Source organism: Bacillus stercoris, assembly GCF_029772985.1.
In the GTDB taxonomy this organism is placed as follows: domain Bacteria; phylum Bacillota; class Bacilli; order Bacillales; family Bacillaceae; genus Bacillus; species Bacillus stercoris.
The window spans coordinates 567,862-592,859 of sequence record NZ_CP121861.1 but is presented as its reverse complement, the minus strand read 5'-3'; the positions used below and the strand labels follow the sequence as shown (position 1 = coordinate 592,859).

The following is a 24,998-nucleotide window of genomic DNA, read 5'->3' as shown; positions in this document are numbered from 1 at the left end:
TTTTCTCTATAATGAAGAAATATAATAATTGCTTTTTATTCTGAAAGATACGGAGGAATGAGACATGCAAATGGGCGATACAGTTTTTATGTTCTTTTGCGCTTTACTCGTGTGGCTGATGACCCCGGGATTAGCGTTATTTTATGGAGGGATGGTAAAAAGCAAAAATGTGCTGAGCACTGCCATGCACAGTTTCTCTTCCATTGCCATCGTTTCCATCGTTTGGGTGCTGTTCGGATATACACTTGCCTTCGCACCAGGCAATTCCATCATCGGCGGACTGGAGTGGGCAGGCCTCAAAGGGGTCGGATTTGATCCGGGAGATTACAGCGATACCATTCCCCACTCGTTATTCATGATGTTCCAAATGACGTTCGCTGTCCTGACTACAGCGATTATTTCCGGGGCTTTCGCAGAGCGGATGCGATTCGGCGCTTTTCTTTTATTCTCGGTTTTATGGTCCTCCTTGGTTTACACACCCGTAGCGCATTGGGTATGGGGCGGCGGCTGGATCGGCCAGCTTGGGGCGCTCGATTTCGCTGGCGGCAATGTTGTTCATATTTCTTCCGGTGTGGCAGGACTTGTTCTTGCTATTGTGCTAGGCAAACGGAAAGACGGCACAGCGTCTTCTCCGCATAACCTTATTTACACCTTCTTAGGAGGAGCCTTGATTTGGTTCGGCTGGTTCGGCTTTAACGTCGGCAGCGCTTTGACCTTAGATGGCGTGGCCATGTATGCCTTCATCAACACAAATACTGCGGCAGCAGCCGGAATTGCCGGCTGGATCTTAGTCGAGTGGATCATTAATAAAAAACCGACAATGCTCGGAGCGGTATCTGGCGCGATTGCCGGGCTTGTCGCCATTACGCCGGCAGCCGGATTTGTCACACCGTTTTCTTCCATTATTATTGGCATCATCGGCGGGGCCGTATGTTTCTGGGGTGTATTCTCGCTGAAAAAGAAATTCGGATACGATGACGCGCTTGACGCCTTTGGCCTGCACGGGATCGGCGGGACATGGGGCGGAATCGCGACAGGATTATTCGCCACAACCTCTGTTAACTCAGCGGGAGCAAATGGGTTATTCTACGGTGACGCAAGCTTAATCTGGAAACAAATTCTCGCCATAGCCGCCACTTATGTTTTTGTATTTATTGTCACTTTCGTTATTATTAAATTTGTAAGCCTCTTCCTTCCCCTTCGTGCAACCGAAGAAGAAGAATCACTTGGGCTTGACTTAACGATGCACGGGGAAAAAGCATATCAAGATTCTATGTGAGGAGTGACGTTATGAGCGGTCAAATGTTCAAGGTAGAAATTGTAACGCGTCCGGCAAATTTTGAAAAGCTGAAGCAGGAACTCGGAAAAATCGGTGTCACCTCTCTCACCTTCTCCAATGTTCACGGCTGCGGCCTTCAAAAAGCACATACGGAGCTCTATCGAGGGGTAAAAATAGAAAGCAATGTATATGAGCGTCTAAAAATTGAAATCGTGGTCAGCAAGGTGCCTGTTGATCAAGTGACTGAGATCGCTAAAAGGGTGCTGAAAACAGGATCGCCGGGTGACGGTAAAATATTTGTCTATGAAATCAGCAATACGATCAACATCCGCACAGGCGAAGAAGGACCTGAAGCACTTTAATGGTTTAGAAGAGATCCGAAATTCCGGGTCTCTTTTTTTGCCCCCCATAAACACCGCGCCCTCTTCGAATTCTCTTCAAGCGTCATTCTTTCTGACAAACTCTTTTTTGATTTGAAACTTTTTATGAGTATAATGAGTCTATTATTAAAAATGTAAAAGGTGATTATTTGAACTACGAAATTTTTAAAGCCATCCATGGTCTATCTCATCACAATTCCGTTCTCGATTCTATTATGGTCTTCATCACGGAATATGCCATTGTCGCCTATGCCCTTATCCTATTGGCGATCTGGCTGTTCGGGAACACACAAAGCAGAAAAAATGTACTTTACGCAGGCCTCACAGGAATTGCAGGTCTTGTGATCAACTATTTGATTACACTTGTTTATTTCGAACCGCGCCCGTTCGTTGCGCATACTGTGCATACATTGATACCGCATGCTGCGGATGCTTCATTTCCAAGTGACCACACGACAGGTGCATTAGCGATTTCTATCGCGATGCTTTTCAGAAACCGTAAAATCGGCTGGCCGCTTGTCATTTTCGGGCTTTTGACAGGCTTTTCGAGAATTTGGGTGGGACATCACTATCCGGTAGATGTATTAGGCAGCCTCGTTGTCGCCATCATTATCGGGTTCCTATTCTTTAGATTTTCAGAACTGCTTCGCCCGTTCGTCGATTTGGTCGTGAGGATCTATGAAGCCATGATCAATAAACTGACGAAAAAACCAACCGATCAAAATTTCTAAAAAGACAAAAGCCGGCGTCTTTAACCAAGACAGCCGGCTTTAATATTTTTCATACATCTCTTGTTTTCTCCGCTTCGCCAACACATATAAACCATAAAACAATCCAATTCCCACAGCATCGATGAGCACATCCCGAATGCATCCATTCCTGCTGAAGAAGAGCTGAAGAACTTCTGTGAAAAAAGCAAACGCGAATGAGCCGGCTGCTGCTGATCTTATGCTGCCCCGCTGTTTCCACAGCAAATAAGTCAGCACAAAGAAGGAAAACGCGTGCCCGATTTTTTGAATACACGCTTCAGGTACAGTAAGCTCAGTAAAATCCATAACGAAAAATTGAGACAGGTCAGGGTGCGGCTGAAAATGAAAAGCCACCGTTTGCGATACGACCATACCGCTGAAGCTTTCCGTACAAACAGAAAGCAGGATAAAAAAGATCCAGCCTGCAAGCAATAGGCGGTTCATGACATAACCTCCTTTATAGTCTACGTGCCTATGTGTAACTACATAGACGATTAAATAAAGCAGAAAGTAACAAAAAAAACGTCCATCACACGGATAGACGTTTTCTAGATTAAGACTGTTCAGTGTCTTCTGTTGTGCTGCTTTCTTTAGAACCAGATTTGTCAGTTGAATCGTCCTTTTTCTCACCGGACTTTTCTTCTGTTCCTTTTTCAGTTGATCCATCCTTTTTTTCGGAAGATTGCTGAATGGATTCTTCTGTTTCTTGTGTGGCAGCTTTTTCTTCAGCAGCTGCTGCTTTTTCAATAGAAGAAACCGGCTTGTCCATAAAGTTTAACGGATTCATTGCGACTCCATCTTTACGGATTTCAAAGTGCACGTGGTTTCCGCTGTCTTCACTGTAAAGGTTCTTGCCAGATTTTCCGATCACTTGGTTTTGTTTTACTTTGTCACCTTGCTCAACACTTACTTCAGAAAGGGATTGATACACAGTCGACAAACCGTCGGCATGTTCAACTTCTACAACATATCCCAGCACTGGATCTTTTTCAGCTTTGACAACCGTACCGCTCAGAGAAGCAGAAACATCGAAATCTTTTCCGTCTTTCTCAGCTAAGTCAATTCCTTTGCTTAGGCTGTACGTGTTATTATAGGTAACGAGTGCTGCTTCTTTCTCTTCTTTTGCGGCATCGGTTTCATAGAACTTTTTCACAACAGAAACGTTTTCAGAATCAACAACCGGCATTGCGACATTTTCCATTGACTTTCCTACTTCAACTGCATCGTCGTTGTTGTCATATGCAGAGTTTCCGCCGTTATCAGCTAACTGATCCTTCACTTCATCATTTGATACTGATTGATACCAAAGGACAGCTGTTAAAATGACGGCCGCACTGACTAAGTAAATTGCAGGGAACACCCAGCGTTTACGAAAAAACTGCTGAAGTTTTTTGACTTGAGAAGTTTTCTTTTCTTCCTCTCTCATTGTTTCATCACCTCAGCAACATTCTGAACACTTTTCTGAAAATATATACACCTATCCAAAAAAACTTTTTTTAGATGTAGTTTGCGCAGACTAAAACGAAAATATGTCATTTTTTTGAGAGGAGTGCCTAATACGCATGAACATGACATTGCGTCTTGCTGAACATAAAGATCTGGAGGCTGTTGTTGCGATTTATAATTCAACGATCGCTTCTCGAATGGTAACAGCCGATACCGAACCGGTAACTCCTGAAGATCGGATGGAATGGTTTTTGGGACATACAGAGTCACGTCCGCTCTATGTTGCCGAGGACGAAAACGGAAACGTCGCTGCCTGGATCAGTTTTGAAACATTTTATGGAAGGCCGGCCTATAATAAAACAGCGGAGGTCAGCATATACATTGACGAAGCATGCCGCGGCAAAGGTGTTGGATCATTTTTGCTTCAGGAAGCGCTCCGCATTGCGCCGGATCTTGGCATCCGCTCACTTATGGCCTTCATTTTCGGACATAATAAACCAAGCCTGAAGCTGTTTGAAAAGCACGGGTTTGCAGAATGGGGACTATTCCCCGGCATCGCCGAAATGGACGGGAAAAGATACGATTTAAAAATTTTAGGGAGAGAGCTGTCATGATTAGTTTGGATAAAGATGAAAACGAAATGGAAAATCATAATGAAGAAAACAGCCCCGTTGAGCAGGAGACTGCGCCTGCGGAAAATGAGAGCCGCCAGCTGAGCGCCTCTGCTGTCAAGTCGCTATCCGCCATTGCCAAGTGGGGCAAAATTTCCGGCATCTTGTTCATTATTATGGGATCGCTTGTTACACTGTCTGCTTTAATGACAGTAATTGGCGCCATTCCGGGCGTACTGCTCATTATTTCAGGCGTATTTTTAATGCGCTCGGCAAAAGCAGCCGCTGAAGCCGAAGGAAATTTAGCCGGCAGCGCTGGCGAAAGCATGCTTGAAAATTACGCGACATTTATTAAAATGCAGCTGTTTTACGCAGCATCCAGTATCGTCACCTGCCTGATCGGAATTATTGTAGCCATTTTCGTGCTGGTGATAATCGGCATTGCTGCTTTTGAAAATACCCCTTCGTATGATGATCCGGATTCTTACTATTATGAGGACGATCCGGTGTTTGAATAATGATGAAACAGGACAGGGCATGAGTTCCAGATCAAACGGAACCATGCCTTTTTTATTTGTCGATTTCCGTAAAATTGTCAATCAAAGCAGGCTGGCGTAAACACCAAGTCTTGAAGCAAGCATACAATCAGACATCACTAGTAGAGGAAAATCACCCCAGACATAAATAACAAAAAAAAACTGTCCATGAGGTCTGGTATCTGCATACAAAAAAACACCCGGATTGTCTGGAAAATCCAACAATCCGGGTGCAGCTTTTATTCATACATTTTCTTGCGTCTGTCTTCCTCAGTCAAAAATTCAACAAAACTCCGCATCGCAAACGGTTCTTCCTTTATCTGTCGTGCGTAGGAGTTTTTCCGTTCTTCTGAAAGGATGTCGCTCTTTTTGATCCTGTTCAGCATATAGATGTGAACCGTTTTTTGGATTTGTTTGTGCTGATAGCCTGCCTCTTTAAAAAACGCCAGCCCGAGCGCCGCCAAAAGAGCGAATATGCCCGCACTGATCAGGGATCCCCTGTCAGCTGAAGCGTGAAATAGAAAAGCAGCTAAATTAAAGAGAGAGAATGCAGCAAGCGGAATAGCAAGAAAACGGTAAATGACGGTTTTTTTCATGAAAGGCTGTACAGCCTTTTGAATTTTTTGCATTTCTGTTTTGATGAACCCCGGCATTTGTTCGACTCTGTAAAAGTTCATGTTATCCTCCCCCTTTATTTGTTGTTGCAAGGCTTCACGAACGTTATCATATGTGTTTATTTTAACGCAGGTGCAAGCCGGTTTTAAAGAAATCTGCCCGTATTTTTCACGAAGAATCTGGATCGCCGCTCTTTATTCTTTTAAAATGTGAGTGTTATAATTTGTAATGGGAATCAGATCACTGTTATTCATGGAATACTAATGGCAATCTTCTTGATAAATATGAATGAGCGGGGTTACAAAGTGAGTATTTCTTCCATCCTTTTATCACTTTTTTTCATTTTAAATATTCTTTTGGCGATCATTGTCATCTTCAAAGAACGGCGCGATGCCAGCGCATCTTGGGCGTGGCTGCTTGTTCTTTTCTTTATTCCCGTTTTAGGCTTTATTTTATACCTATTATTCGGCCATAATCTTAGACGCAAGCATTTGTTTCAATGGGAAGACCGAAAAAAGATTGGAATCGAAAGACTGCTGAAACATCAGCTTGAAGATTTAGAAACCAAGCAATTCCAGTTCAACAACCGGGCAACCTTTGATAACAAAGATTTAATTTATATGCTGATCATGAATAATCATGCTGTGTTTACAGAGGATAATTCAGTTGACGTCATTACAGACGGACGGGATAAATTTCAGCGGCTGCTGAATGACATTTCAAAGGCTAAGGATCATATCCACTTACAGTATTATATTTATAAAGGTGATGAATTAGGCAAAAAATTGCGGGACGCTCTCATCCAAAAAGCGAAAGAAGGTGTTCAGGTCAGAGTGCTTTATGATGAACTCGGGTCCAGAACGCTGAGAAAAAAGTTTTTTAAAGAGCTTCGCGAGGCTGGCGGGCATGTGGAGGTCTTTTTTCCTTCAAAGCTCAGGCCGATTAACCTGCGGCTGAATTATCGGAACCATCGAAAGCTTGTGATCATAGACGGCATGACCGGGTATGTCGGAGGTTTTAATGTCGGAGATGAGTATCTGGGGCTTAATCCGAAATTCGGTTATTGGCGGGATACGCATATCAGGCTGCAAGGGACGGCCGTGCACGCCATCCAAACACGGTTCATCCTTGACTGGAACCAAGCTTCACATCACCATACGCTGACATATATTCCGAATCACTTTCCTGATTACGGCCCAAAAGGCAACGTCGGGATGCAGATTGTCACAAGCGGCCCTGATTCGGAATGGGAACAAATTAAAAATGGCTACATCAAAATGATATCGAACGCCAAGCGTTCCATTTTGATTCAAACGCCTTATTTTATCCCGGACGCAAGCCTGCTGGATGCTTTGAGGATCGCGTGCCTATCGGGTGTTGACGTCAATATTATGATCCCGAACAAGCCTGATCATGCCTTCGTATACTGGGCCACGCTTTCATACATCGGCGATCTGCTGAAAGCCGGAGCGACTGTCTATATTTATGATAACGGCTTTATTCACGCGAAAACAATCGTGGTGGATGACGAAATCGCTTCAGTCGGCACAGCGAACATTGATGTCCGAAGCTTCAGGCTGAATTTTGAGGTTAATGCATTTATTTACGATATCACCATTGCTAAAAAACTGGTTTCAACTTTTAAAGAAGATTTGCTAGTATCCAGAAAATTCACCTATGAAGAGTACCTGCAGCGCCCGTTGTGGATTCGTATAAAAGAATCCGTCTCGCGGCTGTTGTCGCCGATCTTATAAGATGCGCCAAAAAACCCGGCCTTTACGGCCGGGTTTTGTCTTGATGGTCACAGTAAATAATGATCGCCTCCCGCAAAAAAGCGGCAAGACCTTCTCCATATTGATCGATCGAATCAGTAAATCGCGCGTCAGTGATATACACTTCTCCAAGTCCCCTGAAAATGTCGAGTGTGCAATCGTAATGATATTGGCAAATATGATTGCGAAATGCCCCCACTGCGTCCTGAACCTCTGCATCATCGGGCCCATGTTTCATTCGTGCCGCAATTCGTCTGTAAATCGAATCGAATTCATCCATAATCGTGCGCCAATCATCTGCCGAGTAAGAAGACGTCCTTTTCTCTGTTTCTTCTGCGATTTCCTTTCCATACAGCTTTCTGACTTCATCAGCGTATGTCTGCTGGTGCTCTTCAATGTCTTTCATGCTTAATCCGGCAAATAAATCCCGTTTATTCATCGTTTCCCCTCCATCAACGGACAAAAGCGTCCTGTCTATTGTTTGAATCATTTCTTCCATTCTTTGTTTTTTCTTCATCAATATTTCCTTTTGCGACTGAAGCGCCGCTTTCCGGTCAAAATTCGGATGATCCAGCATCTCTTTAATTTCATCCAGACGAAACCCAATTTCCTTGAAAAATAAAATCTGCTGCAGTCGTTCCAGATCTGCGTCACTGTACAATCGATACCCAGCATCAGTAAGCGCTGAAGGAATCAGAAGCTCAATATGGTCATAGTGATGAAGCGTCCGAATGCTGACGCCCGATATTTCCGCCACTTGTTTGACTTGATATTTCATACATAACACCTCCTCTTTTTTATCGTAAACAATCACGCAGCGTTATGGTCAATCCCAAAAATGTTGTTTTCTATATACAAAACTTCTCACAAATAGTGTATAAAAGAAAAGTGAGTATTTTTTTGTAAAGGGGAGCTACTATACATGAATCCTGAAACAATGAACAAAACCCTCATCAGCATTTCAAAATGGGGAAAAGCTACAGGCATTTTATTTATTATTATGGGCGCAATTACCGCGCTTTCCGGCGCGTTCTTTTTTCTAATCGGTGCCGTGCCGGGCGTGCTTCAAATTATTTCCGGCATCTTTTTGATGAGGTCAGCTAGAGAAGCAGGCCAAATGGCTGAACACAATAGCGGACAGTCTGAAGACTTAATGCTGGAGAATTACGCGAAATTCGTAAAGATGCAAGGGATTTATTTGATCGTAAGCATTGCTGTATCCATTCTTGCGATCATCGCCTTCTTTATCTTTTTCATGCTTGGGATTGCTGACGGCATATTCAGCGATACGTACAGCACTTATTAATGAGAAAAACCCGGAGCTGGCTCCGGGTTTTTTATTATTCCGCTTCGCTTACCACTGTGAAGCGCTCATTTTTGTGTTCGGGATTTTCAAGCTCATCCAACACGGCAATGGCATAATCTGCATAGCTGATATAGCTGTCGCCTTTGGAATTTACGATGACATTGTCTTTCCCTTTTTGGTAAGAGCCAGTCCGTTTTCCTGCCGGATCAAAAAATGCCGCAGGACTGAGGAATGTCCAGGAAATAGAGTCTGTCTGCTGCAAGTCTTTCAGGTTCTCGCCTTGATTTGATGCAGTTGGCAAATATTCTTTCGGAAATTCCGGCGTATCCATTAAACGGGTTGTTTTGGCTTCATCAACAAACAGGCTTCCCGCTCCGCCAACAACAAGCAATCTTGTGTGCTTCGCGTCTTTTAAGATGCTGATGAGTGCTCTGCCTGCTTCTACATGAAGATGTTCCTGGCCAGGCGCTGCCCCAAAAGCATTTACGACCGCGTCAAAAGGCTTGATGTCTTCTGCAGTCAGTTCAAACACATCTTTCTCCAAAACCGCTACGTCCTGTTCCTGCACTTTTGAAGCATTTCGGACGATGGCAGTCACTTCATGGCCTCTTGTTTTCGCTTCTTTCAAAATCTCATTTCCTGCTTTTCCGCTTGCCCCGATAATTCCAATTTTCATTTTTCATTTCCTCCTTGTTTGTAACAATTTTAGTTACATGTTAGCGGTGAGAAGTCATCCCTTTTGTCTAAAAGAGATGATTCATAACATCTTTTAATGACTTGCTTGCCAGTTCATTTTCCATCGCTCTTTGGACACTTTCAAACGTTTCATCCAGGGCGTTCTGAATTTTTTTCCCTACCGGACATTTCGGGTTTGGATTTTCATGAACCGCAAAGAGTTCTTCTTGCTTTTGGACAGCCCGGTACACTTCTAAAAGAGAAATATCCGCCGGATCTTTTCTGAGGCTTGCACCAGGCACACCTGCGCGTGAGGTGAGAATATCAGCTTTTTTCAGCAGGCTGATCATTCTTCGGACCACTACCGGATTCGTGTTGACACTGTCAGCAATGATTTCTGAAGATGTTTTTTCATCCATCGAGATGAGGGATAAAATATGAATGGCAACAGCAAGACGGCTGTTAATCATGTTTTTTCACCACCGTTGTAACTATAATAGTTACATTTAGTTCGTTTGTCAACATCTAATATACACTAAATACACGTGTTTTGTGCACCGTTTTTAGTCAATATAACGGCCGGATGCACTCCGGCCGCGTCTTATCAGAATAAAAAATATCTTTGTCCAAGCGGAACATAATCGACAGGCTGGCAAGACAATTCCTCCCCATCAGCGAAGACCTGATAGGTTTTTGGATCAACCTCGATCTTCGGCAAAGCTGAGTTCAATTTCATATCCAGCTTGCTCAGCTTTCTGATATTTTTGACAGGAGAAATTCTTTTTTGCAACCCTAAGCTTTCCGCCACACCCCGCTCTATGCTTGCCTGAGACATGAATGTAATCGAAGTTGAGTTGTTGGCTTTTCCGTAAGACGCATACATTTGGCGCATGAAAACCGGTTCAGGAGTCGGGATGGAAGCGTTCGGATCTCCCATTTGCGCACGTGCAATCATGCCGCCCTTTAAGACCAGCTCCGGTTTTACACCAAAAAATACCGGGTCCCACAGAACGAGATCGGCAAGCTTCCCTTTTTCCACCGAGCCGACTTCATGGCTGAGCCCGTGCGTAATTGCCGGATTTATCGTGTATTTGGCAATGTACCGTTTTGCGCGCACATTGTCGTTTCCATTTTCGCCAGCAAGAGCGCCTCGCTGCTTTTTCATTTTATCGGCTACCTGCCACGTTCGAATGATCACTTCACCGACCCGTCCCATCGCTTGGGAATCCGATGATGTCATGCTGATCGCACCGATATCATGGAGAATATCCTCCGCGGCAATCGTCGCAGCTCTGATTCTGGAATGGCTGAACGCCACATCTTCAGGCACTTTCGCATCTAAATGGTGACAGACCATCATCATATCAAGATGCTCATCCATCGTATTAACGGTATAAGGAATGGTTGGCGTTGTAGATGACGGCAGAATGTTCGCGTAAGAGGCGAGCTTCATAATATCCGGGGCATGTCCGCCGCCTGCACCTTCAATGTGATAGGTATGAATGACCCGGTCCCCAATCGCGTCGAGCGTGTTTTCCAAAAATCCCGCTTCATTAATCGTATCTGTATGGATGGCAACTTGAATATCAGCCTCATCCACAACTTCCATACACGTTTTAATGGCGCTTGGCGTCGTGCCCCAGTCTTCATGAAGCTTAAGGCCGATGGCGCCGGCTTCCACCTGCTCGATCAGCGGCGCTTTATCGGATGCATTCCCTTTCCCTAAGAAGCCGACATTGATTGGAAATGCTTCGGCCGCTTCCAGCATTCTCGCCATATACCATGCGCCGGATGTACAAGTGGTCGCTTTGCTGCCTGTTGCGGGTCCTGTTCCGCCTCCCAAAAGGGTCGTCACACCTGAAGAAAGCGCAACTTCCATCTGCTGTGGACAAATAAAATGAATGTGTGTGTCCACTCCCCCGGCTGTTAAAATTTTGCCTTCACCGGAAATCACCTCTGTACCCGCTCCGATGACCATATGCGGATCGACACCATCCATGATATCAGGATTTCCGCTTTTTCCGACGCCGACAATCCGGCCATCCTTCACACCGACATCCGCTTTGACAATGCCTTTGTAATCCAATAGCACGACGTTGGTGATAACCAAATCCAAAGCGCCGTCCTTCCCTGTAATTCTGCCGTTTTGGCCCATGCCGTCGCGGATCGTTTTTCCGCCGCCAAAGATCATTTCTTCACCGTATACTGTGAAATCCTTTTCGACTTCGATCCATAAATCCGTGTCGCCCAATCTGATTTTATCGCCCGTTGTCGGGCCAAACAGCTCCGCATATTCCTTCCGTGACATTTTCATCGGATTACACCCTCCATCCAGCCGGCTTGTTTTAAGTTGGCCAATGTTTTTTCTTTGCCGCGTTCATCGATAAACGTGTCGGCCATTCCGTTCAGGCCTCTAATTGTCTTGCGTCCTCCGATTTCCACAAGTGTGACCGTTTTCTGCTCTCCAGGCTCAAAACGGACCGACGTGCCCGATGGAACATCAAGGCGCATGCCGATCGCCAGCTCACGGTCAAATAATAAAGACCCGTTTGCTTCCGCAAAATGAAAATGCGAGCCGACTTGAATGGAGCGTGATCCGGTGTTTTTTACCGTAATCTCCCGTGTCTCACGGCCTTCATTAATCGTTATCGTTCCCTCAGCAATTTGAAATGCCCCCGGCTTCATGACTTCACCTCCGCAGAAATTGGCTGATGTACCGTAACAAGCTTTACTCCATCCGGGAATGTGGCCTCCACCTGAATGCTGTCCAGCATCTCAGGCACACCCTCCATCACATCTTTTTCCATTAACACATGGCGGCCGGCTTCCATCAGCTCTGCTACTCCCTTCCCATCACGCGCGCCTTCCATAATAATGCAGGTGATATAAGCGGCAGCCTCAGGATAGTTCAGCAGAACGCCCCGCGCCTTTCGCTGTTTGGCTAATTCCCCCGCTGCAAAAATGAGCAATTTTTCTTGTTCAACCGGTGTCAGTTTCATCTGTAATCCTCCTTCTTTTGTCATATAAAGCGGATGCGGTTACTACGAATTTTTGGAGCATGCAGGCGGGACATCACCTCCCTTTCTTCAAGTACCGGGTCATACGGTAAGATGCCTTTCAAAGCGGCGTGCCGTTTCTTCATCGGCCTTTCCATGGTCGACAACCGTTCCCCTGTCGATCACATAAAGGTAGTCAGCACATGTTAACGCGTTTTCCAGACTGTGCTCGACTAAAACAACGGAAATGTCTTTTTTTCTGGAAATTTCTACGATAACTTGTCTGATTAGTTCGATAATTGATGGCTGAATTCCTTCCATTGGTTCATCAAGTAAAATAATTTTTGGATTTCCCATCAGCGCTCTGGCAATTGCAAGCTGCTGCTGCTGGCCTCCGCTTAAATCGCCGCCTTTGCGGTCAAGCATCTCCTTTAAAACAGGAAACCATTGAAAAATGTCTTCCTTGACCTGCCCCGTTCGCTCCTTCTTCGGAAGCGGCTCTTCCCCAAGCAGCAGGTTGTCACGAACAGTTAAGGAGGAAAAGATGTCTCTTCCCTGCGGAACGTACGCAATTCCCGTTCTTGCCCGTGTTTCCGCCTTTTCGTTTTGAACAAACGTTTGATTAAAACAAATATCCCCCTTTTTTGCCGGAAGCAGGCCTATGATTGTTTTCAGCAAGGTGGATTTGCCGACTCCGTTTCGGCCTAATACAGCGACAATCTGCCCCTCGCGAACCTCCATGCTGAGGCTGTGCAAAACCATCGATTGATCGTAACCGGACGTTACATTCCTGACGGCAATCATGACACACCGCTCCTTCCTAAATACACCTCTGCCACCTCTTCATTGCTTGTGATGTCATCCATCGACCCTTCACAAAGCACTTTGCCTTCATGCATGACCGTGACTTTTCTGGAAAACGAGCGCACAAAATCCATATCGTGCTCGACAATCAGAACAGTGCACGTTTTTGCAATTTCTTCAAGCAGGGCTCCGGTTTTTTCCCGCTCCTTTCCTGTCATGCCGGCAATCGGTTCATCCAGCAGCAAAAGCTTCGGCTCCATGGCGAGCTGCATGCCGATCTCAAGCCATTGCTTCTGTCCGTGTGACAGGCTGCCAGCTGTTAGATCCCATTTGTCATCTAACCCAATCAGCCGCAGGATGTCTATGATCCTGTCACTTTGCTCTTTTGTCATACGAGCTGTCAGCAGTGAAAGGATCGTTTTTTTCTGTTTCATGGCAAGTTCGAGGTTCTCAAACACAGTCAGCTGCATAAAAACACTCGGAGCCTGAAACTTTCTGGCGACCCCCAGTTTGGCGATCTGATATTCCCGCGCTTTTGTCAGTTCATTCGTTTCTTGAAATAGCACTTCGCCTGAATGCGGCTTCGTTTTTCCGCAAATGATGTCCAGCAAAGTCGTTTTTCCGGCGCCGTTCGGCCCAATTAAAAAATGGATATCACGTTCCTGCACGCTGATATCAACGCCCTGCAAGGCCCAAAATCCGTCAAACTCAACCTTCACGTCACGGCAGGTAAGTATCGGTTTCATAAGTAGCCGCTCCTTTCTTTTTCGAGGAAGAAAGCTGGGTTCTAATCTTCTCGAACAGCCCGATAATCCCTTTTGGCATATAGAGCACCACAATGATAAACAGCGCGCCGAGGAAGTACAGCCAAATGTCAGGGTAATATTCGCTTAAATAGCTTTTCATGCAGTTCGTTAACAGCGCGCCAAGCACCGCCCCGAAAATGGAGTGCCTGCCGCCGATTGCGACCCACAGCACCATTTCCACCGAAGGGATGATGCCCATCATTTCCGGCGAGATCATCCCATCCTGAAGCACAAACAGCATCCCGGCAATCCCCGCCATCGCAGCAGATACACAGTAAATAAACACTTTAAAAACGGTGGAGTGATATCCGAAAAAACGGACTCTGCTTTCTCCGTCGCGCACCGCCTGCAATAGCCGCCCAAAACGGCTTCTCGTCAGAAACAAAGCAAACATGACAGAAACACCGAGGAAAAAGACTGTCGTAAAATACAAAATCTGCTTTATTGCAGGATCGGCCAGAGCATATTGAAAAACGGTAAAGAAATTCGTGAGGCCATTCGTGCCGCCGGTGATGTCCTGGCTGCCGATGAACAGTGTGACAACAACAACCACAACAGCCTGAGAGATCAACGAAAAATAAACACCCTTTATGTTGTTGCGGAAGGTAAAGTAACCGAGTGAAAAGGCCAAAAAAACAGGAACAATAACGGCTGCAGCAATCGCAGCAAAAGGATGCCTGAACATTGCCCATATCCACGGCAGTTCACTGACGCCGGTCCACTCCATAAAATCAGGAATGCCTGACGGTGAGGCTTCTATTTTTAAGTACATGGCCATGCAGTAAGCGCCCAACCCGAAAAAGACGCCATGTCCCAAACTCAAAATGCCTGTATATCCCCAAATCAGGCAAATGCCGACCGCCACAATCGCGAAGCATAAAAACTTCGCCAACAGCCCTAATCGAAACTCCTGCAGAAAGAACGGAGCGGCGATAAAAAGGGCAAACATCACCAGATACGGACTGAATTGTGAAAACCGCTTCATCCGGTTCCCTCCTAATCAAGTAATCTCGTTCTGACACTCGCAAGACCTGAAGGCCGCCATTGCAGAAAGAGAATAATAAATGCAAACACGACTACCTTTGCAATCGTAGCGCTTGTGGAATACTCAACGAATGTGCTCAGCAAACCGATCGTCACCGCGCCGATAATAGTGCCTTTTAATTTGCCAATTCCGCCTAATATGACGATCATGAAGGCATCGACGAGGTATGAGGAACCGAGAGTAGGCCCGATCGAACCAAGCAATGTGAGTGAGCTCCCCGCGATACCGGCCAGTCCGCTTCCGAGCGCGAAAGCCAATGTATCTGTTTTTCTCACAGATACGCCGAGACACGATGCCATGCTCCGGTTCAGCGTAACTGCCTGCATCCGCCGCCCCGCAGAGGTTTTAAATAAATAGAAACCGAGCAGTGCCAGCGTAAAAAGAACGAGCGCCAAAATAAACAGCCTTTTATACGGAAAGGTAACCGAAAACAGCGTCACCCCTCCCGTCAGCCACTCAGGTGATTTGACGGCCACATTCGGCGCGCCAAAAATTGATCTTGCTGCCTGCTGCAGTATCAAGCTCACCCCCCACGTCGCCAAAAGGCTGTCGAGCGGACGGTCATATAATCGCCTGACAATCACTTTTTCAATGACAATCCCAATAAACGCCGCAACCGCAAACGCCATGATGATCGCGATTAAAAAATAGTAAGAAAACAGAGAAGCCGGCAAATAGCTTAAAAACAGCTGCTGAACGACATATGTCGTGTAGGCTCCTGCCATAATCAGCTCACCGTGCGCCATATTAATCATGTTCATCAAACCGAATGTAACGGCCAATCCAATCGCAATGAGAATTAAAATAGAACCGAGACTGATCCCGTTAAATAATTGAGTAACGACGACAGACATGCTCCGCCTCCTCCCCCGCAAACGGCTTTGATTTATTTAGATAACCCCTTTGCCCAGTCGTACGTTTTTAAATATGGATCAGGTTTTACCGGTTCACCTGAGTTCCATACTTCTTTAAACTGTCCATCCCCCGTGATTTGCCCGATTCTGACCGTTTTGTAGAGATGCTGTGTATCACCGTCAATTTTCACTGTGCCGCCCGGGGCCTTGAATGAAATCCCGTCAGCCGCTTTCTTCACCTTATCGACATCAAAGGACTTGGCTTTTTCAACTGCCGCTGCCCAGAGATAGACCGCATTATAGCCGGCTTCAATCGGATCGCTCGTCACCCGGCTATCGCCGTTCATTTTTTTATAGTTCTTCACGAATGTTTGATTTTCGCTCGTATTGGTTGTCTGGAAGTAATTCCACACCGCATAATGTCCTTTTAGCACATCAGGGCCGATCCCCCTAATTTCTTCCTCAGCGACACTTGCCGACATGACAGGCATATCATCAGCCGATATCCCCGCATCTTTCAGCTGTTTGAAAAACGCCACGTTGCTGTCGCCGTTTAATGTGTTAAAAATGACATCGGGCTGTTTTTCTTTGATTTTGCTGACGAGCGTACTGTAATTGGTGTGGCCTAGCGGCGTATACTCTTCACCGGCAATTTCTCCTCCGTCCGCTTTTACTTGTGCTTTAATGATTTTATTGGCTGTTTTCGGGAACACGTAATCTGATCCGATCATAAAGAACTTTTTACCTTTATTTTTCAGCAGATAATCCACAGCTGGCACAATTTGCTGATTCGTCGTTGCTCCGGTATAAAAAATATTAGGTGATGTCTCCATTCCCTCGTACTGCACCGGATAGAACAGCAGCCCATTGTTTTGCTCCACAACCGGAAGCATGGCTTTGCGGCTAGCAGATGTCCATCCGCCAAAAACAGCAGCCACTTTGTCTTGCTGAAGCAGCTTTCTCATTTTTTCCGCATATGTAGGCCAGTCTGAAGCGCCGTCTTCCACGACGGGTTCAAGCTTTTTGCCGAGAACTCCGCCTTTTTGGTTGATTTCTTGAATCGCGATTAACTCTGCATCATGGACGGACACTTCGCTGATCGCCATTGTCCCGCTTAGTGAGTGAAGAATCCCGACCTTCACTGAATCCCCGCTTGTGTCGATATCAACTGTTTTTTTCGCACTTCCGCTGGCTTCTGACACTTTCTTCGGCGCAGCACACCCTGCCATCAACACCATGATCAGACACAACAGAAAAACAGCCTGTATTCCAACCCCTTTGTTTTTCATTCAGAACCTCCCTTTGTCATGTGATGTTACAAAAGTTAACAACTCATGTCATTATTATATAGAAGAGATTCATCAATTCAAATAATATTTGAAAAATTTAGATATTTTGACCAAATCAGATGCTTTTTTTGTTATATTTATTCACATCAGAAAAAGTGAACAAAAAAAAGACAAGAAACATATCGTTTCCTGCCTCTTCCGTATGATTAATCTTTATCTGAGAATTTATCCTTCGCTTTCCCGATATCCTTTTGGATTTCGCCTTTCGCCTTATCTTTTTTGCCTTCAGCCTTCATATCCGTTCTGTCAGTCATATCTCCGGCTTTATCCTTCACTTCTCCTTTGGCTTTATTAAAGCCGCCTTTCATTTTGTCTTTTACACTATCGTTACCCATGTTGATTCTCTCCCCTCATTTATATGTGTACTTGTTACCTTCCCGATCTGAGAGGCACTAAACATTCGAATGTTATTTATCGATTTCGTAGCGCTCTCCGTGACGGAGCACTTTGTATATCGCCAGCCCGTCTGATGACTTTTTCTCTGAATACCGAACCGGCAGAAGGGCGAAAAACACGTAATACGTAGAAAAATAGACAAACTGATAGAAAAACACATTCGGCTTTAATACACTGTGGATAATCAGCAGATTGACTGCAAAAATCGTGATAAGGTTAAACAGGCAGCCTCCGGCATACACGAGTGCATTTGAGAATCGATTGTCAATCTTCAAATCCCCGTATCGGCAAAAAGAATCGATAAAATAAATCGTTCTGAACCGTATTGGCCCAATCTTAAGCAGTGTTTTTCCCATTCCAATATCCAATGAGCCTTTTCCGCCAAAAATAAAGGCCATAAAGCTGTGCCCCGAAACATGTATGATCTGTACAAGCGGCAGAACAATGAGGAAAGACCATAGAAACTTCACCATATCATTGAAACCAAACATCGAATTCCCCCTCAATCAATCATGTATATCTGCATCCCAAAACGGCTTTTGTACAAAAAACAGTGCTGTAGCGATTTTTCCTGTTCTCCCCGGAAATAAACGTTCCGATGCTCCCCTTTTTTTTGCATATAAAAAAACCATCTGCCGGCAGATGGTTTTGTCTCATACTTTATATAAACAATCGTTCCTTTGAATCATCTCTCTCATGCTGACCGCTTTTTCATAAAAATACACCGCTTCTTTATATTGCTCACGATGACTGAAATGGGAGGCAGCATCTAAAGCAAATTCTTCAATATATACGTACAGGCCTTTTTCTTCCATATAATCAAATACTTCTTGAATCATATCCAAATTGACAGATTCCACATATAAGGCCTGCAGAAATTTATATTTTGCCAGACTGAAGAAGTCGTTACGTTTTTTGGCGATGGCAATTCCCTTTTCATAGTAGTGCATCGCAGCCTCGGCATCTTGTTTTTTGAAAAGAACGCGGGTCAGGCTGAAGAGCGTTTTTGGAAGCTGTTCAAGCTGATAATCCTCGAAGACTGGAAGCGCTTTTTCAAAGTATTCGGCGGCTTGATCCAGCTCCCCCTTGTCATCATAGCAATTCCCGATATTATAAAGGGCTGATCCGATCAAACGGGGCTGTCCCTCCAATAAAGCAAGACGGTATGCGTCATCCAAATGCTCAAGCGCTTTTTCATAATTTCTGTAGTCTATGTAATTTCCTGATATGACGAAATGGCATTGAATTCTTCTGACTCTGTAAAAATCGTTAGCCTTATACGTCTCCAGCGCCTGTACGGCGTGGTTCATGGAAAAGTGCGTCTGCTTCATAATATAAAAGACTTCTGCCACCTTAAAATGAAATTCCGCTCTTTCAATTTCATCTTCTACAAACGCAAGCATCTTCTCAGCTTTCCGGTAAAAGGATATAGCGGAGATGTAATTGTTCTGTTCAAATTCGTACATTCCTCTAAACAAGTGAAAATAATACTCAGATAATCCGGAGATGCTGTCCTGATTGCTTTCCAGCCTTTTGATCAATTCACGATATTGAAGCTGAGATTCCTCGTGCAGGTCGGGCTTTACATAATCCAGCATAATTTGGTGCCTGTAGCTGATCAGCTGATAATACAAGAGAAGCAGCTGATCCTCTTCCATCTGTTCTATGTCTTGATCAATTTCTTCCTTCAGCTTTACGGCATCAGCCACTTGAAATGCTAAAATGTGCTTATACCACTTATTGATTTTCACTCCTACTTGAGATGACGGGATCTCGTACGCGGCCATGCCCTCCAACCCTTTCTATTTTCTAATTGGTTATATTTTATCATAATGTATGGCTTTGGAATTAAAATTTCTTACAATGAATCCTTCTTTATGCCTATCCTTATATATTTCGGTTTTTATACGAATTTTTTGCACTCAGATTTTGATAAAAAAAGCTTACCGGACAGCGCCGATAAGCTTTTGACTTCATATTAACCGCCAATATAAGACATTTCCACTTTCTTTTTGCCTGATGCTTTTGATAGCGTACGATCGACTGAATACTGATCGATCCGGTTTTTCCAGACTGTGCCGATCATTTCTGACAGTTCGTCATCACTTAATTCCTGCCGAACCGGAGCTCTGAGGTCAAATCCGCTTGAAGCGAATAAACAGGTGAACAGCTCACCCCTCGCAGAAAGACGGGCCCTGTTGCAAGATCCACAGAACGCATCAGATACAGATGAGATGACGCCGATTTCTCCGGAGCCGTCCAAGTAGCGGAATCTGGAAGCCACTTCGCCTGTATAATTAGGCGCTATCGGCTCAACCGGCATGTGTTCATTGATCAAATCTATGATTTCCGCCTTCGTCATAACGTCTTTCTTTTCCCATTGGTTGGTATTGCCTACGTCCATAAATTCAATGAATCTCAGGATATGGCCTTTTTCTTTAAAATAACGGGCCATTGGCAGTATATCTTTTTCATTGACGCCCTTTTGAACGACCATATTGATTTTAACACCGAGCCCCGCTTGCTTCGCCGCTTCAATACCTTCCAGCACCTTGCTGACAGAAACGCCGCGTCCGTTTATCTTTTTAAAACGCTCATCCTCTAAAGAATCAAGGCTGATCGTAACCCGTTTCAGCCCGGCTTCCTTGAGCCTCTCCGCATAAACAGGCAGCAGTGAACCGTTTGTCGTCATCGCAATATCACGGACACCCGGAATGCGGGCCAGTTTTTTGATTAGTTCCGGCATATCCTTTCTCATGAGGGGCTCTCCGCCGGTCAAGCGGATTTTTTCAACGCCAAATCTTGTGACAAAAAGTGTCGCAAGCCGTTCCAGCTCCTCAAATGAAAGCAGCTCCTCTTTCTTTAAAAAAGGATAGTCCGGACCGAATAATTCGGCGGGCATACAGTACGTGCATCGGAAGTTGCAGCGGTCTGTAACAGAAATGCGAAGGTCTCTCAGCGGTCTGTTTCTCTTATCCAACATCTGACGCGACTCTGTAATCATAGCTACAGCCCCTTCCTATCCCCCGATTCTCTCAGGGTGTGTATATACATTAAATGATTCGTTTCTGACAAATCCGATCGCTGTGATATTCAATTCTTCCGCCATTTGAATCGCAAGCTCCGTCGGGGCCGATTTGGAAATGACAATCGACACGCCGATTTTTGCCGCCTTTAACAGAACTTCTGATGAGATTCTGCCGCTGAACACAATCAGTTTGTCACGGACGGACATCCCATTTAGTAGACAATGCCCGTATAATTTATCAAGTGCGTTGTGCCGGCCGATATCTGTGCGCATCAACAGCAGTTTCTCTGTGTCGCATAGCGCCGCATTATGGACGCCTCCCGTCTCCTGAAACGTCCCGCTCATTTGCTGCATGTCTTTCATAAGCGCCAGACATGCATCAGGCGATATCTTGATTTGGCTGACAGCCGTCTTGGCTGTTTTGACATCCTGCTGAAAATAAAAATGACGGCCCTTCCCGCAGCATGAGCCGATCACCCGTTTCGTATAATCCTTTTGATCCAATGTCTCAGGATGAACGAGGTCGACATAAACAAAACCGAGACTTTCATCTATTGTAAACCTTTTAATCTCTTTTTGAAATCGTATTACACCCTCTGATGCGAGAAATCCGATGACAAGCTCTTTGATATGCTCAGGCGTGCAAACGAGCGTCACAAATTCACTGCCATTCAGTATCACTGTCAAAGGGTATTCCGTTACCATCCGGTCTTTTATTTTGCTTATTTCCCCTTGTTCATAGCGCCATACATCCCTGACCGCAGTTGCTTTATCGTTCAATGTCTCTTCCCCTCCGCAATGTTCCTGCCTTTATATTTTTTCACACTCCCCGGATTTTGTCGAATTCTGAGGCATAAAAAAGAGCCCTCTGTACAAAGGACTCTATGTTTGATTATGCTGATTCTTTCTCAGGACCGTAAACAGCACGATAGCTGCGATCAAGGTGAGAATGCTGACAAAAAAGAAGGCTGCCAGTTTTAGAAGAACACCAATCAATATGAATGCCACGGTGGCTATAAGAAAAATCATTCCTAATAATTTCATATGTCCAACCCCTTTTAAGGGTATCATTCCCGCCCCAACTGTTTTTAAACCAATAAAAAAAGGCGCCTGGGGGAGCGCCTGATCTTTAGGTTCCTTACTCAGTAAATTTTTGTGCTTCTTTTTCCCAAGCCTGTTCAAACTCATCCGCACTGTTCGCTGAAATGTATTCTCCGCCTCCAGCTACAGCCGCTTGTTTCATCTCTTCATTGCCTTTAACATCAAAGTTGAAGCCAATAATGTTTACGATCGTGTCCACATTCGATGCACGAAGCTTTTCGATTTCCGCCGCTGGGTCTCCGCCGCACGTTTCTTCACCGTCAGTGATTAAGTACACCACATTTTTTCCGTCAGCGTCAAAAGCTTCAAATTCTTTTCTTGTATCTGAAAGTGCTTTGGCAATCGGTGTCCAGCCAGTCGGCTTGATCTCACTCAATGAATTGTCAAACAGCGATCCTTCATATGGGTGAAGGCCGTAAATGGTTTCCGTCGTGCTGCATGAAAGAGCTTTGCCGGACAATTTATTGTTTCCAGCATGTCCGAAAACGCGAAGCATGAGATTTGTATCCTTCGGAAGCAGCTCGGCAAAAGACTTTACTGATTTTTTGGCAATGTCTATTTTGCGCTCTCCCCCTGTTTTTTGAATCATGCTTCCGCTTCCATCAAACAAAACAGCTACATTTGTGTCAGTCTGTTTCTCAGCGGCAAAAGACGGGGAGGCAAAGGAGACAGTCAGCAATCCAATGATGCCGGCAGCCAGCAGTTTTTTCATGTTTTTCTTCCTTTCTTTATCATATTTTCCAACTATAGCTGGATTCTTCTTTATGCTAGAATATGAAAATGCAAAAAGATATAGGGCAAGCTGCCTTTTGTGCTGCTTTCACTTTCTGTTCAAAATCACTTGAAATGCCGATGATATGTAGCCTTTTTCGCCCAAAAAGCATATACAGATTGTGACATGATTCATTCTTTTTTCGCCTTGATCATCACAGAAAAACGGAAATCTGCTACTATGCTACAGGCTGATACCTGATTACTTTTGAACATTATGTTACATACCAAAAAGAGGCTGACCGCTATCAGCCTCTTTTTTTCTTATTTAGATAACATCAATGATTGCTGAGTGAAGATTTTCTCAACATCTTTTTGTGTATAAGCAGGGAAGTATTCACCGCCGCCTACTTTCGCAATCGCGTTCAGCTGGCCTTTGTATCCCTCTTTATAATCAAAACCGATCACATTCACAGTGATATTGTCTTTTTGCAGTTCCTTTGCTGTTTTAATCGGATTTCCTCCGCACGTTTCCTCACCGTCTGTCAACAGATACACCACTTTTTCCCCTTTTGCGTCAAGCTGGTCAAAAGAAGATTTCGCCTCATTCAGCGCTTTGGCAATTGGCGTCCAGCCAGTCGGCCCAATTGTATTAAGAGAATTGAGGAAGCTTTGCTCGTTAAAGCTTTGGAAGCCGTATACGTTGCGAATGGCTTCACATGATTGAACTTTTCCGGAATTTTTATTGTTTCCTTCAGAGCCAAACACACTCATTTTCACCTGAGTTCCTTCTGGCAGTGAGCTTGCAAACTTTGAAATTTCTTTTTTGGCTGAATTAAATTTAGAGACACCGTCTATTCTTTTCGCCATACTTCCGCTGGCATCAAGCAAGACTGCCACGTTCGCAGGAGCTTTAGCCTCCGTTTCTTTCTTTTCAGCTGCAAAAGCAGGTGAAGTTAATCCAAATAACAATCCCGTCATCATGATCAGTGAAAATCTTTTCTTCATGTTCGTACCCCTTTACCAATTTGTTTCTGCGTGCAGATGTTCAACGCTGAACATAACCTATCGTAATCGACAAAAACCGAGAAATAAATAGGGCGGGCTTCCCCATTGCTGTTGTTTACTTTTGCATAGAAACCTATGTTTTTATTAGTGATTTCCACCTAACGCTCCTATGAAAAAAGAAGATTGTCCGCCTTTCGGCTTTCGTTATATGAGTCTGTCGAAGTCTGTCGACAAATGTGGATGACTTTACCACAATCTTAAAACCTGCAATCAGGAAAAAAGGACTGGTCCTTAAAGACTGCCAGAAGCTCCTCTAAACCGTTTCAACCGCTCTTAGATAAAAGACATTCAGGAATAGAAAAAGACGCTCAATGAGCGTCTTTTTTACTTTTTCGCCATATATTTATTCAAAAACGAATCGGCCTCAGAAATTTGTGTGCCCTGATAATAGTACTTCACGATGTCATCAACCGTTTTTCCTTCTTTCGCCATAAAATTCGCTCCGTATTGGCTCATCCCTACACCGTGGCCAAATCCTCTCGTCGTGACTGTAATTGTGTCTCCATTTCGCTTCCAATCAAAATCGGCGGAGTTGAGACCTAGCTTTTCACGTATGTCTCTTCCTTTCAGCGTCTTGCCGTTAATGACAGCTGTTGCGACCTGGTGGCCCGGTGTCTCTCCGGTAATCCTTCCTACTGCGCTAGACCCATCCAGCTTGACGCCAAGCTTTTGCTCAAACTCTGCCGCTGTAAAGGTTTTTGTTGACTTATATTTCGGAGACTTTTTATCCCATGGGCTTTTGACACTTTTTAAATATGGGATAGCACTTGTCCAATAAGCTTCTGCATTCTCTGTGTAGCCATTGCTTGTGGAGAAAAAGGAGGCTTCAATCGGCTGGTTGTTGTACGTTAGGATTTTGCCTTGCGTACTGGCAACCGCATCTGTGATTTTCTTCAGTTTTGCTTCATAGCTTGTGCCCCACTGCTTTTTTAGCTCCGCTTTGTTTTTATACACCTGGAACATCTGTGTATCATCCACCAGTGAACCTTTAGGGGCCTCAACCGCTGAATTTGACACCATCAGTCTGACAATAAATGTTCTGGCGGCGAGGGCCTGGGCTTTCAGCGCTTCAGGTTTAAAGGTTGCCGGCATTTCGGAGGCGACGACTCCAATCACATACTCTTCAAGCGGAATGTTTTCTACGGATTGATTTGCGGTTCGATAGACGGGAATAGAAACAGGTGATGTCTTCAATGTTTCTGCTCCTTTCGATGCTGGTTTCGTGCTGACTGCTGTCTTTTCTGATTCTACACTGGCCCCCGCTTCCTTATTATGCTGGAACGGTATAACCAAAAGGGTGGGAACCAAGAGAATCAATGCACATAGTACGGATAGTGTGATTGCGAATTGTTTCATATTCAGCTGCCTCCTGCTCGGGATTCGACTCTAGTCTAGTCTATGGGCAGGGACAAGCTAATATGACTCTCGTTTTGGACAGAAACTTTATTTGTCATTTACGTATTCTTTTTTG

The 24,998-nt window shown here is 44.8% G+C and carries 30 protein-coding genes; 7 read left to right on the top strand and 23 right to left on the bottom strand.

Going from position 1 to position 24,998, the window contains the following annotated elements; translation table 11 throughout:
• The first annotated feature begins 64 nt into the window (after positions 1–64).
• From amtB to bcrC, 3 genes are all read left to right on the top strand, one after another.
• Positions 65–1,279 carry an ammonium transporter AmtB gene (amtB, locus tag QA442_RS03110; RefSeq protein WP_014665677.1) on the top strand — a complete coding sequence of 405 codons (1,215 nt, stop codon included), beginning with the start codon at positions 65–67 and terminating at the stop codon, positions 1,277–1,279.
• Positions 1,280–1,290: 11 nt separating this feature from the next.
• Positions 1,291–1,641, top strand: a complete 351-nt coding sequence (locus tag QA442_RS03105; protein ID WP_014665678.1) for a P-II family nitrogen regulator — start codon at positions 1,291–1,293, stop codon at positions 1,639–1,641.
• A 167-nt stretch (positions 1,642–1,808) separates the two neighbouring features.
• Positions 1,809–2,390: an undecaprenyl-diphosphate phosphatase BcrC gene (gene bcrC, locus QA442_RS03100; RefSeq protein WP_071581744.1), complete on the top strand. Its 582-nt coding sequence runs from the start codon at positions 1,809–1,811 to the stop codon at positions 2,388–2,390.
• Between the two features lie 39 nt (positions 2,391–2,429).
• On the opposite strand, the gene QA442_RS03095 is transcribed toward bcrC, so the two are convergent.
• Positions 2,430–2,852 (bottom strand): VanZ family protein, encoded by a 423-nt coding sequence (locus QA442_RS03095; RefSeq protein ID WP_069150471.1) that lies wholly within the window; start codon positions 2,850–2,852, stop codon positions 2,430–2,432.
• 109 nt (positions 2,853–2,961) lie between these two features.
• Positions 2,962–3,834 (bottom strand): stage II sporulation protein SpoIIQ, encoded by an 873-nt coding sequence (spoIIQ, locus tag QA442_RS03090; RefSeq protein WP_014481160.1) that lies wholly within the window; start codon positions 3,832–3,834, stop codon positions 2,962–2,964.
• 142 nt (positions 3,835–3,976) lie between these two features.
• Between spoIIQ and QA442_RS03085 the strand changes: the two genes are divergently transcribed.
• Together QA442_RS03085 and QA442_RS03080 are read left to right on the top strand one after the other, a co-directional pair.
• Positions 3,977–4,468, top strand: coding sequence for a GNAT family N-acetyltransferase (locus QA442_RS03085; protein WP_080488051.1), 492 nt, complete (start codon positions 3,977–3,979; stop codon positions 4,466–4,468).
• Positions 4,465–4,983: a DUF5362 family protein gene (locus tag QA442_RS03080; protein ID WP_014665683.1), complete on the top strand. Its 519-nt coding sequence runs from the start codon at positions 4,465–4,467 to the stop codon at positions 4,981–4,983. Before QA442_RS03085 ends, QA442_RS03080 begins: the two co-directional genes overlap by 4 nt.
• A 257-nt stretch (positions 4,984–5,240) precedes the next feature.
• Here the strand turns inward: QA442_RS03080 and QA442_RS03075 are convergent, their stop codons facing one another.
• Positions 5,241–5,678, bottom strand: a complete 438-nt coding sequence (locus QA442_RS03075; protein ID WP_014665686.1) for a DUF5392 family protein — start codon at positions 5,676–5,678, stop codon at positions 5,241–5,243.
• 243 nt (positions 5,679–5,921) lie between these two features.
• Between QA442_RS03075 and cls the strand changes: the two genes are divergently transcribed.
• A complete protein-coding gene (cls, locus tag QA442_RS03070; RefSeq protein WP_095432220.1) occupies positions 5,922–7,370 on the top strand; it encodes a cardiolipin synthase in 1,449 nt (482 codons plus the stop codon).
• Positions 7,371–7,392: 22 nt separating this feature from the next.
• Here the strand turns inward: cls and mta are convergent, their stop codons facing one another.
• On the bottom strand, positions 7,393–8,166 hold the full coding sequence (gene mta, locus QA442_RS03065) for a transcriptional activator Mta (protein WP_095432221.1): 774 nt from the start codon (positions 8,164–8,166) through the stop codon (positions 7,393–7,395).
• Positions 8,167–8,310: 144 nt separating this feature from the next.
• On the opposite strand from mta, the gene QA442_RS03060 reads away from it, so the two are divergent.
• On the top strand, positions 8,311–8,694 hold the full coding sequence (locus QA442_RS03060) for a DUF5362 family protein (RefSeq protein WP_040081566.1): 384 nt from the start codon (positions 8,311–8,313) through the stop codon (positions 8,692–8,694).
• 34 nt (positions 8,695–8,728) lie between these two features.
• Here QA442_RS03060 and QA442_RS03055 read toward each other — a convergent pair whose 3' ends face one another.
• The 19 genes from QA442_RS03055 to spoIID all read right to left on the bottom strand — a co-directional run bounded on the left by QA442_RS03055 (position 8,729) and on the right by spoIID (position 24,883).
• Positions 8,729–9,370, bottom strand: a complete 642-nt coding sequence (locus tag QA442_RS03055) for an NAD(P)-dependent oxidoreductase (RefSeq protein ID WP_095432222.1) — start codon at positions 9,368–9,370, stop codon at positions 8,729–8,731.
• A 67-nt stretch (positions 9,371–9,437) separates the two neighbouring features.
• Positions 9,438–9,839, bottom strand: a complete 402-nt coding sequence (locus QA442_RS03050) for an Rrf2 family transcriptional regulator (RefSeq protein ID WP_014665691.1) — start codon at positions 9,837–9,839, stop codon at positions 9,438–9,440.
• A 134-nt stretch (positions 9,840–9,973) separates the two neighbouring features.
• Positions 9,974–11,683, bottom strand: a complete 1,710-nt coding sequence (gene ureC / locus QA442_RS03045; protein WP_095432223.1) for an urease subunit alpha — start codon at positions 11,681–11,683, stop codon at positions 9,974–9,976.
• A complete protein-coding gene (ureB, locus tag QA442_RS03040) occupies positions 11,680–12,054 on the bottom strand; it encodes an urease subunit beta (protein ID WP_040081563.1) in 375 nt (124 codons plus the stop codon). Before ureB ends, ureC begins: the two co-directional genes overlap by 4 nt.
• Positions 12,051–12,368: an urease subunit gamma gene (gene ureA / locus QA442_RS03035; protein WP_095432224.1), complete on the bottom strand. Its 318-nt coding sequence runs from the start codon at positions 12,366–12,368 to the stop codon at positions 12,051–12,053. The genes ureB and ureA overlap by 4 nt, the downstream gene beginning before the upstream one ends.
• 99 nt (positions 12,369–12,467) lie before the next feature.
• On the bottom strand, positions 12,468–13,169 hold the full coding sequence (gene urtE, locus QA442_RS03030) for an urea ABC transporter ATP-binding subunit UrtE (RefSeq protein ID WP_095432225.1): 702 nt from the start codon (positions 13,167–13,169) through the stop codon (positions 12,468–12,470).
• Positions 13,166–13,915, bottom strand: coding sequence for an urea ABC transporter ATP-binding protein UrtD (gene urtD, locus QA442_RS03025; RefSeq protein ID WP_095432226.1), 750 nt, complete (start codon positions 13,913–13,915; stop codon positions 13,166–13,168). The genes urtE and urtD overlap by 4 nt, the downstream gene beginning before the upstream one ends.
• Positions 13,890–14,960 carry an urea ABC transporter permease subunit UrtC gene (gene urtC / locus QA442_RS03020; RefSeq protein WP_095432227.1) on the bottom strand — a complete coding sequence of 357 codons (1,071 nt, stop codon included), beginning with the start codon at positions 14,958–14,960 and terminating at the stop codon, positions 13,890–13,892. Before urtC ends, urtD begins: the two co-directional genes overlap by 26 nt.
• Positions 14,961–14,971: 11 nt before the next feature.
• Positions 14,972–15,874, bottom strand: coding sequence for an urea ABC transporter permease subunit UrtB (gene urtB, locus QA442_RS03015; RefSeq protein WP_095432228.1), 903 nt, complete (start codon positions 15,872–15,874; stop codon positions 14,972–14,974).
• A gap of 32 nt (positions 15,875–15,906) precedes the next feature.
• Positions 15,907–17,163 carry an urea ABC transporter substrate-binding protein gene (urtA, locus tag QA442_RS03010; protein ID WP_095432229.1) on the bottom strand — a complete coding sequence of 419 codons (1,257 nt, stop codon included), beginning with the start codon at positions 17,161–17,163 and terminating at the stop codon, positions 15,907–15,909.
• A 206-nt stretch (positions 17,164–17,369) separates the two neighbouring features.
• The gene (csbD, locus tag QA442_RS03005) at positions 17,370–17,558 is read right to left on the bottom strand and encodes a stress response protein CsbD (RefSeq protein ID WP_095432230.1); all 189 of its coding nucleotides are present in this window, start codon (positions 17,556–17,558) and stop codon (positions 17,370–17,372) included.
• A gap of 72 nt (positions 17,559–17,630) precedes the next feature.
• Positions 17,631–18,110, bottom strand: a complete 480-nt coding sequence (locus tag QA442_RS03000; RefSeq protein ID WP_095432231.1) for a hypothetical protein — start codon at positions 18,108–18,110, stop codon at positions 17,631–17,633.
• A gap of 162 nt (positions 18,111–18,272) precedes the next feature.
• A complete protein-coding gene (gene rapB, locus QA442_RS02995) occupies positions 18,273–19,406 on the bottom strand; it encodes a response regulator aspartate phosphatase RapB (protein ID WP_095432232.1) in 1,134 nt (377 codons plus the stop codon).
• Positions 19,407–19,597: 191 nt separating this feature from the next.
• Complete coding sequence (gene moaA, locus QA442_RS02990; RefSeq protein WP_040081560.1) at positions 19,598–20,623, bottom strand: GTP 3',8-cyclase MoaA; 1,026 nt, start codon at positions 20,621–20,623, stop codon at positions 19,598–19,600.
• A gap of 15 nt (positions 20,624–20,638) precedes the next feature.
• Positions 20,639–21,427 carry a formate dehydrogenase accessory sulfurtransferase FdhD gene (fdhD, locus tag QA442_RS02985; protein WP_095432233.1) on the bottom strand — a complete coding sequence of 263 codons (789 nt, stop codon included), beginning with the start codon at positions 21,425–21,427 and terminating at the stop codon, positions 20,639–20,641.
• Between the two features lie 102 nt (positions 21,428–21,529).
• A complete protein-coding gene (locus QA442_RS02980) occupies positions 21,530–21,691 on the bottom strand; it encodes a hypothetical protein (protein WP_014665707.1) in 162 nt (53 codons plus the stop codon).
• A 94-nt stretch (positions 21,692–21,785) separates the two neighbouring features.
• Positions 21,786–22,460 carry a vWA domain-containing protein gene (locus QA442_RS02975; protein ID WP_069838531.1) on the bottom strand — a complete coding sequence of 225 codons (675 nt, stop codon included), beginning with the start codon at positions 22,458–22,460 and terminating at the stop codon, positions 21,786–21,788.
• 323 nt (positions 22,461–22,783) lie between these two features.
• Positions 22,784–23,467 carry a vWA domain-containing protein gene (locus QA442_RS02970; protein WP_024571497.1) on the bottom strand — a complete coding sequence of 228 codons (684 nt, stop codon included), beginning with the start codon at positions 23,465–23,467 and terminating at the stop codon, positions 22,784–22,786.
• A 384-nt stretch (positions 23,468–23,851) separates the two neighbouring features.
• Complete coding sequence (gene spoIID / locus QA442_RS02965; protein ID WP_095432234.1) at positions 23,852–24,883, bottom strand: stage II sporulation protein D; 1,032 nt, start codon at positions 24,881–24,883, stop codon at positions 23,852–23,854.
• Positions 24,884–24,998 lie beyond the last annotated feature (115 nt).

Coding starts and splice junctions, on each gene's coding strand:
- amtB (WP_014665677.1), top strand. CDS start 65: ATGCAAATGGGCGATACAGTTTTTATGTTCTTTTGCGCTTTACTCGTG.
- QA442_RS03105 (WP_014665678.1), top strand. CDS start 1,291: ATGAGCGGTCAAATGTTCAAGGTAGAAATTGTAACGCGTCCGGCAAAT.
- QA442_RS03095 (WP_069150471.1), bottom strand. CDS start 2,852: ATGAACCGCCTATTGCTTGCAGGCTGGATCTTTTTTATCCTGCTTTCT.
- spoIIQ (WP_014481160.1), bottom strand. CDS start 3,834: ATGAGAGAGGAAGAAAAGAAAACTTCTCAAGTCAAAAAACTTCAGCAG.
- QA442_RS03085 (WP_080488051.1), top strand. CDS start 3,977: ATGACATTGCGTCTTGCTGAACATAAAGATCTGGAGGCTGTTGTTGCG.
- QA442_RS03080 (WP_014665683.1), top strand. CDS start 4,465: ATGATTAGTTTGGATAAAGATGAAAACGAAATGGAAAATCATAATGAA.
- QA442_RS03075 (WP_014665686.1), bottom strand. CDS start 5,678: ATGAACTTTTACAGAGTCGAACAAATGCCGGGGTTCATCAAAACAGAA.
- mta (WP_095432221.1), bottom strand. CDS start 8,166: ATGAAATATCAAGTCAAACAAGTGGCGGAAATATCGGGCGTCAGCATT.
- QA442_RS03060 (WP_040081566.1), top strand. CDS start 8,311: ATGAATCCTGAAACAATGAACAAAACCCTCATCAGCATTTCAAAATGG.
- QA442_RS03055 (WP_095432222.1), bottom strand. CDS start 9,370: ATGAAAATTGGAATTATCGGGGCAAGCGGAAAAGCAGGAAATGAGATT.
- QA442_RS03050 (WP_014665691.1), bottom strand. CDS start 9,839: ATGATTAACAGCCGTCTTGCTGTTGCCATTCATATTTTATCCCTCATC.
- ureC (WP_095432223.1), bottom strand. CDS start 11,683: ATGAAAATGTCACGGAAGGAATATGCGGAGCTGTTTGGCCCGACAACG.
- ureB (WP_040081563.1), bottom strand. CDS start 12,054: ATGAAGCCGGGGGCATTTCAAATTGCTGAGGGAACGATAACGATTAAT.
- ureA (WP_095432224.1), bottom strand. CDS start 12,368: ATGAAACTGACACCGGTTGAACAAGAAAAATTGCTCATTTTTGCAGCG.
- urtE (WP_095432225.1), bottom strand. CDS start 13,169: ATGATTGCCGTCAGGAATGTAACGTCCGGTTACGATCAATCGATGGTT.
- urtD (WP_095432226.1), bottom strand. CDS start 13,915: ATGAAACCGATACTTACCTGCCGTGACGTGAAGGTTGAGTTTGACGGA.
- urtC (WP_095432227.1), bottom strand. CDS start 14,960: ATGAAGCGGTTTTCACAATTCAGTCCGTATCTGGTGATGTTTGCCCTT.
- urtB (WP_095432228.1), bottom strand. CDS start 15,874: ATGTCTGTCGTCGTTACTCAATTATTTAACGGGATCAGTCTCGGTTCT.
- urtA (WP_095432229.1), bottom strand. CDS start 17,163: ATGAAAAACAAAGGGGTTGGAATACAGGCTGTTTTTCTGTTGTGTCTG.
- csbD (WP_095432230.1), bottom strand. CDS start 17,558: ATGGGTAACGATAGTGTAAAAGACAAAATGAAAGGCGGCTTTAATAAA.
- QA442_RS03000 (WP_095432231.1), bottom strand. CDS start 18,110: ATGTTTGGTTTCAATGATATGGTGAAGTTTCTATGGTCTTTCCTCATT.
- rapB (WP_095432232.1), bottom strand. CDS start 19,406: ATGGCCGCGTACGAGATCCCGTCATCTCAAGTAGGAGTGAAAATCAAT.
- moaA (WP_040081560.1), bottom strand. CDS start 20,623: ATGATTACAGAGTCGCGTCAGATGTTGGATAAGAGAAACAGACCGCTG.
- QA442_RS02980 (WP_014665707.1), bottom strand. CDS start 21,691: ATGAAATTATTAGGAATGATTTTTCTTATAGCCACCGTGGCATTCATA.
- QA442_RS02975 (WP_069838531.1), bottom strand. CDS start 22,460: ATGAAAAAACTGCTGGCTGCCGGCATCATTGGATTGCTGACTGTCTCC.
- QA442_RS02970 (WP_024571497.1), bottom strand. CDS start 23,467: ATGAAGAAAAGATTTTCACTGATCATGATGACGGGATTGTTATTTGGA.
- spoIID (WP_095432234.1), bottom strand. CDS start 24,883: ATGAAACAATTCGCAATCACACTATCCGTACTATGTGCATTGATTCTC.